The organism is Mangrovihabitans endophyticus (assembly GCF_014646155.1).
Classification (GTDB): Bacteria; Actinomycetota; Actinomycetes; order Mycobacteriales; family Micromonosporaceae; genus Actinoplanes; species Actinoplanes endophyticus.
This window is the reverse complement of record NZ_BMMX01000017.1, coordinates 24,735-41,710: the sequence shown is the minus strand read 5'-3', so window position 1 is coordinate 41,710 and position 16,976 is coordinate 24,735. Positions and strand designations below refer to the sequence as shown.

Here is a 16,976-nt window from a genome sequence, read left to right as displayed (position 1 = left end):
CTGTTCCCCGGCGGCCTGGGCCAGCCGATTACCCCCTCGCGGGCGGTTCCACCAGGCAACAGAGTAGTGGAGCCGCGCGCCGGGCAACGCACCGCGCGCGTTCCAGGGCCTCCTCGTTGCACTGCGCAATAATGTGCGGATGCCTGCAACCGAGGACACGCAGCGCACCGTTTCCGCCCTGATGATGGCCAGTCGCGCCTTCGTGGGCATCACCGCCCGCTCGCTGGCCGGCATCGACGCGGACGTGACGCTCCCCCAGTTCCGAGCCCTGATGGTCCTGGCGATGCGCGGCCCCCAGCGGCCCGCCGACATCTCCGCGGAGCTCAAGGTGGCCCCCTCCACCGGCACGCGGATGTGTGACCGCCTGGTCCGCAAGCAGTTGCTGCGCCGCACGCGCACGCCCTCCGACCGGCGCGTGGTGCGCCTGCGGCTCACCCCGGCGGGCCGCGAGCTGGTGGAACAGGTGGTGCGCGCCCGCCGCGAGGAACTGACGGCGATCGTCGCCGCGACGGCCGAGCACTGGGGCCCGCCGGTGACGGCGGCGCTGCAGGCGTTCGCCGAGGCGTCCGGGGAACTGCCGGAGCAGGACTGGTGGCTGGGCTGGGCGGACGGCGAGGAGAGCGAGATCGCGGTCTGATCCGTGCGGGCCTCTGCGCAGCGTGCAATAATGGCACTGTGCAATGAATTGTCGAGCCGGCGCGTCCCGCCATCCGGGCGCCGCGTGCCGACCCGCGCCCGGGAGGACAAGATGAGCGACTACCGGCCGGACATCCCCCGCATCGACGACACCACCACGCCGCGCAACCTGCACGACCGCGCCGAACGCGTCGCCGTTCCCAGCTACGACTGGTTCAACGAGACCCTCCTCGGCATCGTCGACGGCCTCACCCACCTGCGCAGGCACCACGCGACGCCCCCGGCGGAGCCGGACGGGTCCCCGCACGCCGGCCCCGGCGAGCGCCCCACGCCGGCACACTGACCGGCGGCGGTGCGAGCGGTCGATCCGCCGGGGCCACCACGTGGTCGTGGCGTCCGGTTTCGGCCCGCGGGCAGACTGGTACCGCAACCTGCTGGCCCACCCGCGGGCCCACCTCACCCTGGGCAACCATCGGCAGGCGCGCACCCGGGGTCAGCGAGCCGCGCGTCGTGCCCCCGCCGCCGCCCGCAGCAGGTCCCGATGCGTCAGCCAGCCGGACAGGCAACCCGTCGCGTCGCGCACCGGCAGGCCCGCGCCGCCGTGCCGGGTCAGTTCGGACAGCGCGTCGTCCAGTGACCGCGTCTCCTCCAGGATCGGCACCGATCGCGCCAGGTCGGCCGCGCACACCTGTTCCGCCTCGTCCTGCACCGCTCGCTCGACATCGATCGCCAGCACGATGCCCAGGAGTTCGCCGTCGTCGCCCACCACCGGCAGGGCCGACCCCTCCTCCTCGGCGAACCGGGAGGTCACCACTTCCAGGGACGCGTCCGGGTCCAGCGGTGGCGGCACCGGCCGGGTCGCCGACGAGATCGGCACCCGTGCCAGCGTCCGGTCCGGAGCGTGCAGGTCGATGCCGCGCCGGACCAGCTTGCGGGTGTAGATGGTGTCCTTGGATATCAGCTTGGAGACACCCGCGGACAGCGCGATCGCCAGCATCAGCGGCAAGATGATGGTGTACTCGCCGGTCAGCTCGAACATGATGAGCACGGCAGTCAGCGGGGTGCGGGCCGCACCCGCGAACGCCGCGCCCATGCCGACCAGCGCGAACGCTCCGGGCGTTCCGGCCAGCGCCGGGTTGATGGAGTGCAGCACCAGGCCGAAGGCCTCGCCCAGCATGCCGCCGATGAACAGCGACGGGGCGAACACCCCGCCGGAGCCGCCGATGCCGATGGTGAGGCTGGTCGCCACCATCTTGCCGACCAGCAGGATGAGCAGGAAGCCGATGGTGTACCCGCCGTCCACGGCGGCGCCCAGGACCGGGTAGCCCACGCCGTACATCTGCGGCAGGACCAGCAGGAACCCGCCCAGCAGCAGGCCGCCGACGGCGGGTCGCAGCCATTCCGGGCCGCGCCACAGCCGGTCGCAGAGATCCTCGATGAAGTACAGCACGCGGGAGAAGCCAACGCCCGCCCCGGCGGCCAGCAGGCCGAGGACCGCGTACGACAGGTACTCCCACCCGCTGGAGATGCTGAACGCCGGCAGGGTGAGGAAGGGGTGGTCGCCGAACGCGGCGCGGCTCAGCGCGGAGGCGGCCACGGCGGCGAGCACCACGGCGGCGAAGGATTCGACGGCGAAGTCGGCCAGGATCAGTTCGAGGGCGAAGAACACCCCGGCGATCGGTGTGTTGAAGGTCGCCGCGATGCCGCCGGCGGCGCCGCAGGCGACCAGGATGCGCAGCCGCGACTCGGGCAGCCGGACCAGTTGGCCGAGGCTGGAGCCGAGCGCGGAGCCGATCTGCACGATCGGGCCCTCGCGGCCGACCGATCCCCCGCCACCGATGCAGACCGCGCTCGCCAGGGCCTTGACCACGGCCACCTGGGGGCGGATGCGGCCGCCGCGCTCGGCGACGGCGTACATCACTTCGGGCACCCCGTGGCCGCGGGCCTCGCGGGCGAACGCATAGACCAGAGGGCCGTAGATCAGGCCGGCCACCACCGGCACGAGCAGCAGGAACCATCGCCCCCAGGAGGGCAGCAACGGGTTGGCCGCTCCGGCGACCGCGGCGTAGTCGTCGTGTCCGGAGAAGAGCCGGGTTGCGGCGGCGATCAGCCAGCGGAAGGCCGCCGCGCCGAGGGCGGCACCGAAACCGACGGCGACGGCGAGCAGTTGGAGTCCGGCCGTGGTGCCGCGCAGCCAGGCCCACCACCGGGCCGGAGAAAGGTTTCGGTGCATAGTGCAATCATTGCATGAAGGCACCCGGCGACGGCGAGACGGGTGACGCGTTCCACCGCCAGATGCCCGCCAGCGCGAGCCGCACGGCCGCCGCCTCCTGGCGCAGCCGGTCCCGTTCCGCGTCGTCGAACGACTGCTGTTCGGCCGTGCCGAGCAGGCGGGTGAGCTGACCGGCGATCTCCCGGTGGTGATCGGGTGACCCGGTCGCCCAGGCCAACTCGCGCAGCAGCGCGAACAGCCGCAACAGCACCTCGGGATCGCCGGCGCCGAACCGGCGCGGCTGCGCCACGCCCAGGTCGAGCAGCTCGGCGAAGCCGGGGCGGCGCACCACCACCCGGGTGGTGCCGTCCGCGTCGCACAGCACCCGCGGACGCAGGTCGTGCCGGGAGAGCTCGACCAGCAGGGCGGCAATGTGGTCGAGGGCGTGCACGGCCGTCGTCGGGTCGTTGACGCCGGGCGACAGCGCCTTGACGGCGACGTCGACGAGCTGGCGCAGCCCGAACGCCACGTCCTGCGCGGCGGTGCGTTCGAACCCGGTGTGCAGCGCCGCGCACAGGCACCGTTGCAGGTCGGCGCGGGCGTCGTCGGTCAGCGGCGGCTCGCCGGGAGCCGGCCAGGCCGCGGCCACCGGGACGCCGGCCACCAGACCATCACCCGGCAGTCGGTCGAGGTAGACGACCGCCCCGGCGGCGGTCGCCGCGGATCGCAACGCGGCCTCGTCGACGTACGTGAAGAAGCCGGACGCGTCGATGCACAGCGGCACCGCATCGGACGGCACGCCTGGCGTGTCGGCAAAGCCGGACGCCTCCGGCGCGGCCGAGCCCGCCAGCACGCGGTCCATGGTGACCCGGGTCTCCGCGTGCACCTCGCGCAGCATGCCTTCGACACGGATCTGCCGGGCGATGTGCGCCAGGAAGATCACCAGGGCGAACACGCTTGCCACGCCGAGCACGTACGCCACGGTGACGGAGATCTGCGGCACGAACGCCGTACGGTCCTCGGTCGAGCCACGTACCGTGCGCAGCACCGTGATCGCGTACGTGAAGGTGGCGAGCAGCACCGTCAGGCAGGCCTGCACCACCGGGTCCCGCGCGAAGGTGCGCAGCAGCCGCGGCGAGAACTGGCCGCTGGCCAGTTGCAACGTCACCACGGTCAGGGAGAAGGTCAGAGACGTGACGGTGATCAGCGAGCCGGCCAGCGCGGACAGCACGGTCCGGGCCGCCTCCGGACCGCCGGCGAACAGGTAGCCGACCAGCCAGCCGGGCATCCCGGTGCGGGCGTGGCCGTCCAGGAACGGCAGCCCGATGCCCAGTCCCACGGCGAGCAGCACGCCGAGGGTCGGCAACGGCCACAACCGGGTACGCCATGCGTCGCTGATCACACCCCATCGCTGGTGCATCGTCACCCCTCTCCCGCACAGGACCAAACGAGCCTGGCGTTTCCCCGTTGCCGCGAATCTCATGCCCGGCGCGTCATGCCCGGCGCGTTCCGCGGTGACCCGGATTTACTCGGCCCGGTGGCCCTTTCGGACATCGGCGGTTCCGGAACTCGGGCGAGTTGTCCTGATCATGGGGTGATTGCCGCCCCGCCACTCGGATCGCGCTCTTGACATGCGGGGCCGTCTATCGCTTGCTGTGACCCGGTTCATTGCAGCCCTGTTACGAAAGGACACTCCCGCATGACGACACGCCTGTTCGGCGGTGGGCGTCTCCCCAGGCGCCGGCCGTCCCGGCGGCACCTGGTGCGCATAGCGACAGTCGGCCTGGCCCTGGCGACCGTGGGCCTGCTGGCCGGCACGGCCAACGCCGAGCCGACGCACCACCAATGGCCCACGCACGGCGAGCCGACGCTCGGCGCCAACGTCACCGTCTTCGACCCCGGCATGCCGGTCGACGAGATCCAGGCGACGCTGGACGCGGCGTACGCCGAGCAGGTCGACAACGAGATGGGCACGCAGCGCTACGCCTTCCTGTTCAAGCCCGGCACGTACGGCACGGACGAGCACCCACTGCAGGTCAAGGTGGGCTACTACACCGAGATCTCCGGCCTGGGTGCGGAGCCCACCGATGTGGTGATCAACGGCAAGGTCGAGGTCTACAACCGCTGCCTGGAGGACAACGGCACCAGCAACTGCCTGGCGCTGGTGAACTTCTGGCGCACGGTGTCCAACCTGTCGATCCACATCAACGGCGCCGGCCAGGACGGCTGCCGGGCGGGGGCGAACTTCTGGGCGGTGTCCCAGGCGGTGTCCGTGCGCCGGCTGAACGTCAGCGGCGGCACCTTCTCGCTGATGGACTACTGCACCGCCGGCCCGCAGTACGCCAGCGGCGGCTTCATCGCCGACTCGAATCTGCCGGACGTGGTCAACGGCTCGCAGCAGCAGTGGCTGACCCGCAACAGCAAGGTGGCCGGCTGGTCCAACGCCGTGTGGAACCAGGTGTTCGCGGGCGTGCAGGGCGCCCCGGACGACGCGGACTTCCCGGACCCGCCGTACACCACGCTGGACGCCACGCCGGTGAGCCGGGAGAAGCCGTACCTGTTCGTCGACGGCCACGGCAAGTACCAGGTCCGGGTGCCCTCGGCGCACCGCAACACCAGCGGCACGTCCTGGGCGGACGACACCACGCAGGGGCGGACGCTTCCGCTGTCCAGCTTCTTCGTGGCCAAGCCGTCCGACTCGGTCCGCAAGATCAACCTGGCCCTGGCGCTGGGTAAGAACCTGCTGCTCACCCCCGGCGTGTACGACATCGACCGCAGCATCGACGTGCGGCGGCCGAACACCGTGGTGCTGGGCATCGGCCACGCCACGCTGACCGCGGTGAACGGCGCCACGCCGCTGGCCGTGGCCGACGTGCCCGGGGCCGTCATCGCGGGCGTGACCATCGACGCCGGCACCAAGAAGTCGGACACCCTGCTGCGCGTCGGCCGGGAACACGGGTACCACGGCTGGCCGCTCAGCACGCCGAGCAACCCGACCACGCTGTCCGACGTGTATTTCCGCGTCGGCGGCCCGCACGTCGGCAAGACCGAGACGGCGCTGGAGGTGAACAGCGACAACGTGCTCATCGACCACACCTGGGTGTGGCGCGCCGACCACGGCGTCGAGAACTTCACCGACACGCAGCGCTGGAACACCAACATCGGCCGGTACGGCGCGGTCATCAACGGGGACAACGTGACCGCCACCGGTCTGTTCGTGGAGCACTTCCAGCGTTACAACACGGTCTGGAACGGCGACAAGGGCACCACCGTGCTGTACCAGAACGAGCTGCCGTACGACCCGCCGACGCAGGCCGACTGGCAGCACGGCGACGTGCAGGGTTACGCCGGATACAAGGTCGGCGACAAGGTGCGCAAGCACGACCTGTACGGCGGCGGCGTCTACGTGTTCAATCAGAACAATCCGGACATCCACACCGACAACGGTTTCGAGGTGCCGCAGCGTCCGGGCGTTCAGCTTCACCACATCATGACCGTCAACCTGAGCGCCGGCACCATCGACCACGTGGTCAACGGGGTCGGCGGGCCGGCCGACAACAGCAACACCGGCCAGCCGGTGTTCGTGAACCAGTACCCGTCCCCGTAACACCCGCCATCCCCCGCAAGCCGGTGGGCCGGAGCCGCAGCACCACGGCTCCGGCCCACCGGCGCATCCAGGGTGCGGCTCAGCGCGCCCCGTGCCGGCGGTCCCGCTCGGCCATGGCGGCCAGCCAGGCGTTGTAGGCGTCCAGCCGGGCCTCGTCCTCGTCGACGTCGCCGCCACCGGGGCGCGACGCCGGGGCGTACGCCGCGTAGCGGTCCATGGCGGCCCGGCGCGCGTTCTCCACCAGGCGCAGCCGGGCGCTGCTGCGGGTGCGCCCGGCCACCCAGGGCACCAGCGCGGCCAGCATCAACGCGATCATGATGGTGTCCCCGGCGATCCACATCATCGCGCCGCCGTAGTGCACGTCGGTGACCGGATCCGGTCCCCAGGAGCGCGCGGCGTACGCCGGCCACGGATTCGTCGTGGTCATCAGCAACGTGATGCCGGTGAACGTGTCGATCGGCATGGACAGCACCAGCACCAGGATCTTCGCCGGGCGGGACAGCCGCCACCGGATCGGTTCCTCACCGAAGCCGGACAGCAGGTAGAGGTAGCCCACCAGCAGGTAGGTGGCCTCCTCGGCGGCGGCCACCGCCGGCTGCCGGACGACCAGGTTGTTGAACGAGGTGAGGTGCGTGACGACGACGACCGCCGCGTACAGCGGGATGGCCACGAGCGGGCAGGTGACCACGGTGACCACGCGGGAGCGCAGCACCCGCTTGATCCGGCCGTGCCAGGGGTTGTGGGTGGCGTGCATGGCCAGGATCAGCGGCCGGCCGTGGATCAGCAACGCCGGAGCCACCATGATCAGCATCAGGTGCTGCACCATGTGCACCCAGAACAGGACCGTGTCGTACCGGCCGATGGCAGACAACAGGGCCACCGCGAGGACGGCCAGCCCGCCGAGGAAGGCCGCGCTCCGGCCGAGCGGCCAGGGCCGGGCCGGATGTTCCCGGCGCACCCGCAGCACACCCCAGAGGTAGAGCACGGCCGCGGCCACCAACGGCACCAGCACCAAGGGACGCCACGACCAGTCGGCCGCGATCTCCGCCGTCGTCGGTCCGGCCGCCGTCAACGCCATGCTTGTCGCTCCCGCTCGCCTGCCGTGCCGCCGTCGCCGCACCGCGCACCCCCGGGCCGGTCCGGCGCCTCGACGGTACTCCGCGCGACGTACGATCCCGCTGGTGACCCGTGTTCTGCCCGCAACAGCCGCCGGATCGCGGCGGTTCTGGTCGCTCGTCGCCGCCGCGGGCGCGGCCGGCGCCCTCGCCGTCGTGGTCGTTGTCAGTGCCACGGCCGGCGATTTCCCGTACGCCGCCTTCGGCACCGCCGATCCGGGCCTTGCGGTCCGTGTCGGGACGCCGGTGCTGCGCCTCGCCGCGGACGCCGCCGCGACGGTGTGCGTGGGTGCGCTGGTCTACGCGGCCTTCCTCACCCGGCCGCAACCGTCCGGTGTGATCGGTGCCGCCGCGTTCGCCGCGCTGCGCACCGCCGCCCGGGCCGCCGCCGGATGGGCCGTCGCGGCGCTGCTGCTGTGGCCGTTCGACGCCGCCGCGACGGTCGGCCTGCCGGTGCCCGACCTGCTGACCGGCGGCCGGATCGTGACCGCCACCGGGGCGCTGGAGGGGCCGAAGGCGTGGCTGTGCACCGCCGCCGTGGCCGGCACCCTCGCGGTCGCCTGCGCGCGGACGTTGCGGTGGCGGGCGACGTTCGGCCTGGTCGCGCTCGGCATCGCGGGCACGCTGCCGGTGGTTGCCGCGGGCCATTCCGCGTCGGATGCCAACCACGACATCGCGACGTCCGCGATCGCGATCCACATCCCGGCCGCGGTCGTGTGGCTGGGCACGCTGATCGCGGTGCTCCGCGCGCACGGCCCGGACCGGGATCCGGCGCTGCGCCGCTACCTGCGGTTGTCCACCGGCTGCTTCTGGGTGGTGACGCTGTCCGGGCTGGTCGACGCCGCCGCGCTTGCCCCAGGTGGCCGGGCGTTCACCACCGCGTACGGCGGGCTGCTGCTGCTCAAGGCCGTGCTCGTGGCGGCCCTCGGCGTGACGGCGTTGCGGCTACGCCGACGGTTGCGCGCCGGCACCGTCTCACCGCGCCGGTTGCTCGCGGTCGAACTGGGTGCCCTGGCCGTCGCGTTCGGGCTCGCGGTGGGCCTCACCGACCTGCCCGCTCCGAAGTTCCTCGGCGAGATCGTGTCCGGCCAGCAGACCCTGCTCGGGTACGACCTGACCGCCCCGCCGACGGTCCCGCGCCTGATCGCCGACTGGCGGATCGAGGTGCTGTTCGCGCCGCTGAGCCTGACCCTGGCCGCGCTCTACCTGGCCGGCGTCCGGCGGGCCGGCCAGGTTCGGGGGCCGGTCGGGCGGTGGCCGGGCGGGCGGTGGCCGGTCGGGCGGCTGGTGGCCTGGCTGGCCGGCTGCGCGGTCCTGCTCCTGGCCACCTCGTCCGGCCTCGCCCGGTACGCCCCGGCGATGTTCAGCCTGGAAGCCGTGACGCACATGCTCGTCGGCATGGTCGCGCCGCTGCTGCTCGCCCTGGGCGCGCCGCTGCTGCTCGCCGAGGCGGCGCTGCCCGAGGCCCCCGCGGACGCCCTGCCCGGCGCCCGCGAATGGCTCGCCGCCGTACGGTCCACCACCGTGATCCGGCTGCTGACCCAGCCGGTGGTGGCCACGGTGGTGTTCACCGGCGCCCCGTTCCTGCTCTATTTCACCGGCCTCTACGGCCTCACCGTCCGGTTCCACTGGGCGCACCTGGCCATGCACCTGCTGTTCCTGGCCATCGGGTTCCTGTTCGCGTGGACCGTGGCCGGCCCGGACCCGACGCCGGCACCGTCCCCGCCGCTGGTGCGGGTGACCCTGCTGCTCGTCGCGATGCCGCTGGACATCGTGTTCGCGGTGGCCATCCTGGCCAGCGGGCATGTCCTCGGCGACGGGCGGGCCAGCGGGAACATGTACAGCGCGCTGGCCCTGCCGTGGGTGTCCGATCTGGCCGCCGATCAGCGGCTCGGCGCCTATCTCGCACTGGCCATCGGTGAGGCGGCGATGTTCGCGATGCTCGCCGTCCTGGTGTCGAGGTGGCGCCCGGCCGAGCCGGACCGCGACTACGCCGATCTGGTCAGCGCGTGGGAGCAGCGCCGCAACGGGTGATCCGGCCGGCGCCTCATCGCGCGGCGGGGCGGTCGCGGGGTTCGCCGAAGCCACGCAGCCGCAGGCTGTTCGACACCACCAGCAGCGAGGACAGCGCCATCGCGGCGCTGGAGATCAGCGGGTTCAGCAGGCCCGCCGCGGCGATCGGCAGGGCCAGCAGGTTGTAGCCGAAGGCCCAGGCCAGGTTGACCCGGATGGTGCGCAGCGTGCGCCGGGCCAGGGCGACCGCCAGCGGCACCACGTCGAGGTCGTCGCGGACGAGGATCACGTCCGCGGCGCCGATCGCCACGTCCGTGCCGGTCACCACCGCCATGCCCAGGTCCGCGCCGGCCAGGGCGGGCGCGTCGTTGATCCCGTCGCCGACCATCGCGACGACGTGACCCTCCCCGCGCAGCCGGGCCACCACCGCCGCCTTGTCCGCCGGCAGCACCTGGGCGATCGTCTCGTCGACGCCGATCTCCGCCGCCACCGCGCCGGCGCTCGCCGGGTTGTCGCCGGTCAGCAAGATGGTGCGCAGGCCCATCTCGCGCAGGGCGCGCACGGCGCCCGCCGCCGAGCTGCGCACCGTGTCGGTGAGCAGCAACGCGGCGCACACCACACCGTCCACCGCGACCAGGACCGTCGTGCCGCCGCGGTCCGCCCATCGCGTGCCCGCCACCGGGCACTGTGCCGGGACCGGGACACCCGATCGGTCCATCAACCGCGGCGAACCGATCAGCACCGCCCGGCCGTCGACCCGGCCCCGGGCGCCCAGGCCGGGCAGCGCGCCGAACTCCTCGACGCGCGGCAGTTCGCCGAGTTCCCGCAATGCGTACGCCGCCACCGCCCGGCCGATCAGGTGACCTGTCGCGTTCTCCACGGCTCCCGCGGCGCCCAGCACACGATCGGAGTCCGCGCTGTCGGCCGCCCACCACTCGGCCACGGTCATCCGGCCGTTGGTCACCGTCCCGGTCTTGTCCAGCACCACGGTGTCGATCGCGCGCGCCGGCTCCAGCACCTGCAGCCCCTTGATGAAGATGCCCAGTTGCGCGCCGCGCCCGGACGCGGCCAGCAACGCGGTCGGCGTGGCCAGGCCCAGGGCGCACGGGCACGCGATGATCAGCACCGCCAGGCCGACGCTTATCGCCCGGTGCGGCCCGGCGCCGGCCCACCCCCAGCCGAGGCCGGTGAGGACCGCCAGGCCGATCACCACCGGTACGAACACCGCCGAGATCCGGTCCGCCAGGCGCTGCACCCGAGCCTTGTCCGTCTGCGCCCGCTCCACAAGCCGGATCAGTTGCGCGAGCTGGGTGGCGGCGCCCACCCGGACCGCCTCGACGACGAGCCGTCCGGCCACCGCGACCGTGCCGCCGGTGACCGCGTCGCCCGCCTCCACCGTCGCCGGGACGGACTCGCCGGTCATCGCCGCCGTGTCGACCGCGCTGGAGCCGTCGCGCACCACACCGTCGGCGGCGATGGTCTCGCCGGGACGGACCACCAGCCGGTCGCCGACCCGCACGGCGTCCGCCGGCACCGCCTCCTCGGTGCCGTCCGCCCGCAACCGGGTGGCCTGTTTCGCCCCCACCCGGGCCAGCGCCCGCAGCGCGTCGCCGGCCGCGCGCCGGGCCCGCGCCTCGAAGAGCCGGCCGGCCAGCACGAAGACCGTCACGCCGACGGCGACGTCCAGATAGACCGACCCGGCCGGTTCGAAGATGAGATGCCATCCGGCGTCGGCGAGACCGTCCGCGTCGTCGTGGAACACGGTGTAGAAGGACCATCCGGCCGAGGTCACCACGCCGAGCGAGACCAGGGTGTCCATGGAGCTGGAGCCGTGCCGGGCCGCGGCGACCGCCTTGCGGTGAAACGGCCAGGCGCACCAGGTCACCACGGGCAGCGTCATCGCCAGCAGCACCCACTGCCACCCCGGGAAACGCAGCGCCGGGACCAGCACCACGGTGATCGACAGGTCCGCGACCGGGATGCCGAGCAGCAGCGCCACCATCAGCCGCCGCCACAGGTCCCGCACCCGGTCGGCGTGATCCGGCCGGTCCTGCTCCGCGACCACCGGGGCGGCGCCGTAGCCGGCCTTCTCCACCTGGGCGACCAGGGACTCCAGCGGGACGGGCGCGGACAGGTGCACGGTGGCCCGTTCGGTGGCCAGGTTCACCGTGGCGTGCACGCCGTCGAGCTTGCCCAGTTGCCGCTCCACCCGCGACGCACAGGCCGCGCAGGTCATCCCGGAGACCGCGAGTTCGATCTCGCCCAGGTCGGCCGGTGCCGGTGCCGATGCAGTCGTCGTCACAGGGGCGAATCTACGCAGCCCCGGGGCCTGCTCCGGCGGGCCGGGGAACCGATGTGACCTGGTAGACCCGGACCGGCCGCCGGGCGCGCGGGGGCCGGTCATGCCCCGCGCATCCGCATGCCGGACATCGCGGCCATACCGAACTGCATCGCGAGCAGCATGTAGGCCATGCCCAGGCACATCGCCGCCATGCTGACCCGCAGCAGCAGCGCATCGGTGCGGCGGTGCGCCATGGTCGCGGTCGTCGCCCCGGCCGACGCGGCCGGACGCCGGCCGGGGTCTGGCTCGCAGGCCCGCGACGACGTCCCGTCGAGGCGGCCGGCGGCCCACCCGGTCGCCTCCGCCACCAGCCAGGCCGCGCACACCACCGTGACCGCCGCCGACGCGGGCAACGCGTACATGTAGGCCATGACAGCCAGGTCGAGCCCGGCGATGAACCACACGACGCCGCCCGACCCGCGCCGGTTCCGGTCCGCCACCGCCGCGGCCAGCGCGACGGCGGCGGCCAGCCCGAAGACCACCGCGCCGGCACCCGGCCGGACCAGCATGTGCCGGCCGGGCCAGGACATGTCGAGCATGCCGAGGGCCATCACCACATGCGACCCGTGCCAGATCCGCGCCCGGCCGCGCATCGCCAGCAGGTGCCCGGCGTGCAGGAGCAGCACCACCACATAGATCGCGCTCCACGACGACGCCACCCAGCCCGGCAACCAGACGTTCGCCACCGGTGCCTCCCTCCGCTTCGAGGAGTCCCGCTGCGCGAAACCCCGACATGCGGAAGTCCGTTTCCGGCGCCGTGAAGTTCCCGGCGAGATCACATAGTGACCGAGAAAACCCACGCCGGGCCGGTCGAATGTCGACGTTCCGTAAGATCTGACACCGGGTTCCGACGGTACGGTCGGCGCAGTCCGCGAGCCGGACAGCCGTCCGGAGGTGTCTGTGAGGAGGCCCGTCGTGCGTGTCCCATCGGTCCTGCGAGTTCGCGCCGCCGCACCCGCGCTTGTTCTGCTGTTCCTCGCCGCCGCGTGCGCGAACGGCGGCGCCGTCGAGCCCGGCGCCGCCCCGGCCTCCGACACCGCCCCGCCGGGGCCGTCCACGGTCGCGACCGCCACGGATTCCTCCGCGGCGCCCGCCCGCAGCGGCGATGCCGCGGTGCCACCCCTCCTGCGGTTCACCGCCCAGACCGTGGACGGGGCCGCGTTCAACGCCGCCGCCCTGGCCGGACGGCCGGTCGTCTTCTGGTTCTGGGCGCCGTGGTGCCCGACATGCGCCGGGCAGGCCCGCGACGTGGCCGCGGTGGCCCGCGACACCGCCGGGCGGATCTCCGTGGTGGGGGTCGGCGGGCTGGACGGGGAAGCGAACATGCGCACGTTCGTGCACCAGTTCCACGTGGACGGTCTGCCGCACCTGTCCGACGAGGCCGGCGCGGTGTGGCGGCGGTTCGGCGTCACGCAGCAGAGCACGTTCGTCATGCTGGACGGCTCCGGCCGGACGGTGTTCTCCGGTTACCTGCCCGGCGATCAGCTCGCGGGCCGGGTGGGAAAGCTGACGTGACCGAGGTCCCGTACGCGCTCGCGCTCACCGCCGGCATGCTGGCAGCGGTGAATCCGTGCGGGTTCGCGCTGCTGCCGGTCTATCTGTCCCTGCTCACGGTCGGCGACGACGCACCGGGACGGGTGCCGGCCGTGCGGCGGGCGCTGCTGGCCACGGCCGCGATGACCGCCGGGTTCGTCGCCGTCTTCGGGGTGTTCGGGCTGGTGCTGCTGCCGGTGGCCGGGGCCGTGCACGCCTACCTGCCCTGGTTCACCGTGGTGCTGGGCGTGGCGGTAGCGGTGGCCGGTGTCTGGCTGCTGGCCGGGCGGACGCTGCCGGGGCTGCGCCTGCCGGGCACCGGCCGCGGCGCGGTGACCCGGTCGGTGCCGTCCATGATGCTGTTCGGCGCCGGGTACGCGCTGGCCTCGCTCGGCTGCACCGTCGGGCCGTTCCTGGCTATCGTCGTGGCCGGGCTGCGCGGCGGGTCACCGCTGGCCGGGGCGGGCCTGTTCGTCGCGTACGCGGTGGGCATGGGCCTGTTGGTCGGGGTGGCCGCGCTGGCCGTGGCGCTGGCCCGGACATCCCTGCTGGCCCGGATGCGACGCGCCGCACCGGCGCTGTCCCGGGCGGGCGGGATGATCATGGTGGTCGCCGGCCTGTACGTGGCGTACTACGGCTGGTACGAGACGCGGCTCGCGGGCGGCGGCGACCCGTCCGATCCGGTGGTGTCCGCCGCGGGCACGGTGCAGCACTGGCTGGCGGACGTCGCCGGGCGCGCCGGGGTGACGGTGTTCGCCCTGCTGCTCGCGGCGCTGACGACGGCCGGGCTGTTCGCCGGATGGCGGCGACGCACCAGTCGCAGCACCTCCTGACGACGCATCGCGCCCGTTGCTCACGGGTGCTCGGCGTCGGCTGGTCGGGGTGACCAGCCTGCGCGATTGGTCCAGGTGTCGTAGTCGAGGGCGGATACGGGCAGGGGCGTTCTGTCGTGGTTGCGGGTGCCGAGGTCGGGGCGTTCCTTGCGTTCTTGTTCGTCGATGGTGAGGAGGTCGGCGGCGAGGTCGACGGCGTTGCGTTCGGCTTGGATCAGGTAGTTGGTGAAGACGTCGACGGCGTTGAGAAACGCGGTTTCGGGTTTGCTGCACGCGGCGAACGGTGAGTTGATCGCGGTGATGTAGGCGTGCATGGCCTCCAGCAGGGTGCTGATGCGTTGGTAGCCTGCGTTGGCGTACGCGTTGCGGAGCCCTTCGAGCAGGGAGGCCGCCTTCTTGCCTTCGTCGGCGAGCCACGCGGCCTGGGTGTGGAGGTGGTCCAGCCAGGTGCGGTAAGCGCGGGCGTGCTGGATGTAGGCGTCGCCGGCGGTGCCGCGCCAATAGCGGGCGAGGCTGGTGGTCTCCTCACCGAAGTTCGTCCGGGTTTCGGCGTAGGTGTTGGCGACCGAGTGCAGCAGGTCGGCGCGGTTGCGGATGATGGCGGGGACGCTGCGCCAGGCGTGGATGATCAGGTCGGACAGGGGCATGCGGTGTCCGGTGCCGAGTTCGGTGAGCAGGGCCTCAAGTTGGAGCAGGTCACTGCGATGGTGCTGAACGAACTGGTCGAGCGGGTCGCCTGCTCCGCCCTCGTAGTGGGTGCTGCGTCCACCGCTGATGATCAGGTTGTTGCCGTCGCTGGTGCCGATCGTGAGGGGTTCTTCGACGGTTCGGGTACGGGGCAGGGTTTCGTGGCGGGTGGCGGCGAGCCGGTCGTTGTCGGGTGGGACCACGACCGTGGGGCGTTCGTCGCGGTGGTGATGCGGCGGTGGCGTCATGACGCCGGTGCCGCCGGGGTGCAGGCGCAAGTCGCCGGTGTAGCCGTCGGCGGTCGGCAGGTAGGGCTTCAGGTCTCGGTTGACCAGGTCGAAAGTGGTGGCGATGTGGAGGTCCGCGTGTTCGTAGTCGGCGGCGATCTGGAGCAGGGCGTCGGCGATGCGATCCATTTCGGTGGAGGCGTCGATGGCTTCGTCGACGCGGGACGCCAGGGAGGTTTGCCAGTCGCGGGCGAGCCGTTCGGACACCTCGGGCAGGGTTCCCCAGGCCGCGGCGGGGATGGCGCCGATGTCGTCGAGGTAGCGGCGGACCGCGCGATAGATGACGGCGTCTTCGTAACGTTCGGCGCCATAGGTGATCAGGGTGCGGGTGGCGACGTCGTACGCGGCGAGGTCTGTCATGGTCGTCCCGGGTTGTCGGTGGTGCCGGACGGTGGGTCGTGCCCGGCTCCGGCGGGTGAGCCGAAGTAGTCGATGCGCCGTTGCACGTACTGGCGTCGATGGTCCGCGACGGCGGCCAGCAGAGCGGTGCGGATCTCGTCGGCGATCTGCGCCGCGGACAGCTCGTGCAGCATGCCGGGCCGGATGCGTACGTCGATGGCGCCGTCGGCGGCGCGGGTGACGGTGATCCAGCGGTTGGCGGAGGCGCCGGTCGCTGCGATGGCGGCGACGGCGGCCAGGTAATCGTCGAGCCGGGTCATGACGGTTGTCACCGGTCTTCCGGCAGGGTGAGGCCGAGGTCGGCGAGTTTGCCGGCCGCGGTGTGGGCGAAGCGGCTGACCTCGGCCGGGTTGCCGTCCGCGGGGATGGCGGCAGACAGGCTGAGGGTGGCCCAGCGTCGTTGCCGGGCTGCGATGACCGTCTCGTTGATCCGGTCGCCGGCGTTGCGGGTGCAGGCGCGGTAGACGAGGTATCCCGCCGGTGCCGGCGCTGGTGCTGGGGTGCCGGCGCAGTCGGCGGTTGCGGCCTGCCGACCAGTGGTGTCGGGGTCGGGGGTGCCGGCGATGAAGACATCGACGGTGCCGGTGTGCCGCCGACCGGTCGTGATGAAGGCGATCTGGCAGACCGTCGAGGTGTCGTTCTTGTCCCGGCCGGCGTCGGGCTTGCTGACGGTCCACGCTCCCCCGGCGGCACCTTGCATCGCGGTGGTCAGGTCGGAGCAGGTGGGCACCCAGGCGGCGCTTTCGCGCCAGGGATGCATCTGCCACACCGCGACGGCGAGGGCCACGAGGGCCACGACGGTGAACCCGGCGATCGCCGACGCGCGGGTGGTCTTCACCGCCGCGCCTCATCCGCGTCGGAGCCACCGGCTGATGGGTCGTCCTGCAGGGCTGCCAGTGCGACGCGCGCGGCGGAGCGGATTTGCCCGGCGAGGCTCGTCTCGTCGTGCCGGTGCAGGTTCTGCACGTCGACGTGCAGGTGTCCGGTACGGTCGGCGATCAGGCGCACGCTGCGGTCGGGTGAGAACACGTCCACGTCGCACGTCCAGTGCTCGTCCTGCGCCACGGTGTCGATCCCCTCGTCACGATGGGCATCAATCTGAGTGTGCCGCAGTGCCCGCCCGAGGTAAATCAGCGTTCAGTGCCGTCCGGCCGGCATTGCCGCACGCGAGTCAATGACCGGGCGCGCGGGAAGGCTGCGGGCAGCGTTGAGCCCATGAGCTGGGTTTCCGCACGGCCACTTGTCCTGCGTACAGTAGTCGCCCATCATCATCGATGGCAAGGCGACATCGGCCGCCCGCATGTCGCGTCCTC

General features: G+C 72.6%; 15 protein-coding genes. 6 read left to right on the top strand and 9 right to left on the bottom strand.

What is annotated here, in order from left to right; all coding sequences use genetic code 11:
- Nucleotides 1-139: 139 nt before the first annotated feature.
- Nucleotides 140-637 (top strand): MarR family winged helix-turn-helix transcriptional regulator, encoded by a 498-nt coding sequence (locus IEY73_RS18870; RefSeq protein WP_229715953.1) that lies wholly within the window; start codon nucleotides 140-142, stop codon nucleotides 635-637.
- A 111-nt stretch (nucleotides 638-748) separates the two neighbouring features.
- On the top strand, nucleotides 749-979 hold the full coding sequence (locus IEY73_RS18865) for a hypothetical protein (protein WP_189080566.1): 231 nt from the start codon (nucleotides 749-751) through the stop codon (nucleotides 977-979).
- A 150-nt stretch (nucleotides 980-1,129) separates the two neighbouring features.
- Here IEY73_RS18865 and IEY73_RS18855 read toward each other — a convergent pair whose 3' ends face one another.
- Complete coding sequence (locus tag IEY73_RS18855) at nucleotides 1,130-2,869, bottom strand: chloride channel protein (RefSeq protein ID WP_189080565.1); 1,740 nt, start codon at nucleotides 2,867-2,869, stop codon at nucleotides 1,130-1,132.
- A 7-nt stretch (nucleotides 2,870-2,876) separates the two neighbouring features.
- On the bottom strand, nucleotides 2,877-4,268 hold the full coding sequence (locus IEY73_RS18850; protein ID WP_189080564.1) for a DUF2254 domain-containing protein: 1,392 nt from the start codon (nucleotides 4,266-4,268) through the stop codon (nucleotides 2,877-2,879).
- Nucleotides 4,269-4,547: 279 nt separating this feature from the next.
- On the opposite strand from IEY73_RS18850, the gene IEY73_RS18845 reads away from it, so the two are divergent.
- The gene (locus IEY73_RS18845) at nucleotides 4,548-6,455 is read left to right on the top strand and encodes a pectate lyase-like domain-containing protein (protein WP_189080563.1); all 1,908 of its coding nucleotides are present in this window, start codon (nucleotides 4,548-4,550) and stop codon (nucleotides 6,453-6,455) included.
- Nucleotides 6,456-6,534: 79 nt separating this feature from the next.
- On the opposite strand, the gene IEY73_RS18840 is transcribed toward IEY73_RS18845, so the two are convergent.
- Entirely contained in the window at nucleotides 6,535-7,533 is a 999-nt protein-coding gene (locus IEY73_RS18840; protein ID WP_189080562.1) for a cytochrome c oxidase assembly protein, read from the bottom strand.
- Between the two features lie 103 nt (nucleotides 7,534-7,636).
- Between IEY73_RS18840 and IEY73_RS18835 the strand changes: the two genes are divergently transcribed.
- On the top strand, nucleotides 7,637-9,604 hold the full coding sequence (locus IEY73_RS18835; protein WP_189080561.1) for a cytochrome c oxidase assembly protein: 1,968 nt from the start codon (nucleotides 7,637-7,639) through the stop codon (nucleotides 9,602-9,604).
- Nucleotides 9,605-9,617: 13 nt separating this feature from the next.
- Here the strand turns inward: IEY73_RS18835 and IEY73_RS18830 are convergent, their stop codons facing one another.
- Both IEY73_RS18830 and IEY73_RS18825 read right to left on the bottom strand, forming a co-directional pair.
- Nucleotides 9,618-11,885, bottom strand: coding sequence for a heavy metal translocating P-type ATPase (locus IEY73_RS18830; protein ID WP_229715952.1), 2,268 nt, complete (start codon nucleotides 11,883-11,885; stop codon nucleotides 9,618-9,620).
- Between the two features lie 98 nt (nucleotides 11,886-11,983).
- Nucleotides 11,984-12,610 (bottom strand): DUF5134 domain-containing protein, encoded by a 627-nt coding sequence (locus IEY73_RS18825; RefSeq protein WP_189080559.1) that lies wholly within the window; start codon nucleotides 12,608-12,610, stop codon nucleotides 11,984-11,986.
- A gap of 229 nt (nucleotides 12,611-12,839) precedes the next feature.
- Between IEY73_RS18825 and IEY73_RS18820 the strand changes: the two genes are divergently transcribed.
- Both IEY73_RS18820 and IEY73_RS18815 read left to right on the top strand, forming a co-directional pair.
- Nucleotides 12,840-13,439: a redoxin domain-containing protein gene (locus IEY73_RS18820; RefSeq protein ID WP_189080558.1), complete on the top strand. Its 600-nt coding sequence runs from the start codon at nucleotides 12,840-12,842 to the stop codon at nucleotides 13,437-13,439.
- Complete coding sequence (locus IEY73_RS18815) at nucleotides 13,436-14,290, top strand: cytochrome c biogenesis CcdA family protein (RefSeq protein WP_189080557.1); 855 nt, start codon at nucleotides 13,436-13,438, stop codon at nucleotides 14,288-14,290. Before IEY73_RS18820 ends, IEY73_RS18815 begins: the two co-directional genes overlap by 4 nt.
- A gap of 20 nt (nucleotides 14,291-14,310) precedes the next feature.
- Here the strand turns inward: IEY73_RS18815 and IEY73_RS18810 are convergent, their stop codons facing one another.
- The 4 genes from IEY73_RS18810 to IEY73_RS18795 are packed head-to-tail and all read right to left on the bottom strand — an operon-like array spanning nucleotide 14,311 to nucleotide 16,728.
- Nucleotides 14,311-15,624, bottom strand: a complete 1,314-nt coding sequence (locus IEY73_RS18810; protein ID WP_189080556.1) for a hypothetical protein — start codon at nucleotides 15,622-15,624, stop codon at nucleotides 14,311-14,313.
- Nucleotides 15,621-15,935, bottom strand: a complete 315-nt coding sequence (locus IEY73_RS18805; RefSeq protein ID WP_189080555.1) for a hypothetical protein — start codon at nucleotides 15,933-15,935, stop codon at nucleotides 15,621-15,623. The genes IEY73_RS18810 and IEY73_RS18805 overlap by 4 nt, the downstream gene beginning before the upstream one ends.
- Nucleotides 15,932-16,501, bottom strand: coding sequence for a hypothetical protein (locus IEY73_RS18800; protein ID WP_189080554.1), 570 nt, complete (start codon nucleotides 16,499-16,501; stop codon nucleotides 15,932-15,934). The genes IEY73_RS18805 and IEY73_RS18800 overlap by 4 nt, the downstream gene beginning before the upstream one ends.
- Nucleotides 16,498-16,728 (bottom strand): hypothetical protein, encoded by a 231-nt coding sequence (locus IEY73_RS18795; RefSeq protein ID WP_189080553.1) that lies wholly within the window; start codon nucleotides 16,726-16,728, stop codon nucleotides 16,498-16,500. Before IEY73_RS18795 ends, IEY73_RS18800 begins: the two co-directional genes overlap by 4 nt.
- Between the last annotated feature and the right edge of the window lie 248 nt (nucleotides 16,729-16,976).

Coding starts and splice junctions, on each gene's coding strand:
- IEY73_RS18870 (WP_229715953.1), top strand. CDS start 140: ATGCCTGCAACCGAGGACACGCAGCGCACCGTTTCCGCCCTGATGATG.
- IEY73_RS18850 (WP_189080564.1), bottom strand. CDS start 4,268: ATGCACCAGCGATGGGGTGTGATCAGCGACGCATGGCGTACCCGGTTG.
- IEY73_RS18810 (WP_189080556.1), bottom strand. CDS start 15,624: ATGACAGACCTCGCCGCGTACGACGTCGCCACCCGCACCCTGATCACC.
- IEY73_RS18840 (WP_189080562.1), bottom strand. CDS start 7,533: ATGGCGTTGACGGCGGCCGGACCGACGACGGCGGAGATCGCGGCCGAC.
- IEY73_RS18855 (WP_189080565.1), bottom strand. CDS start 2,869: ATGCACCGAAACCTTTCTCCGGCCCGGTGGTGGGCCTGGCTGCGCGGC.
- IEY73_RS18845 (WP_189080563.1), top strand. CDS start 4,548: ATGACGACACGCCTGTTCGGCGGTGGGCGTCTCCCCAGGCGCCGGCCG.
- IEY73_RS18865 (WP_189080566.1), top strand. CDS start 749: ATGAGCGACTACCGGCCGGACATCCCCCGCATCGACGACACCACCACG.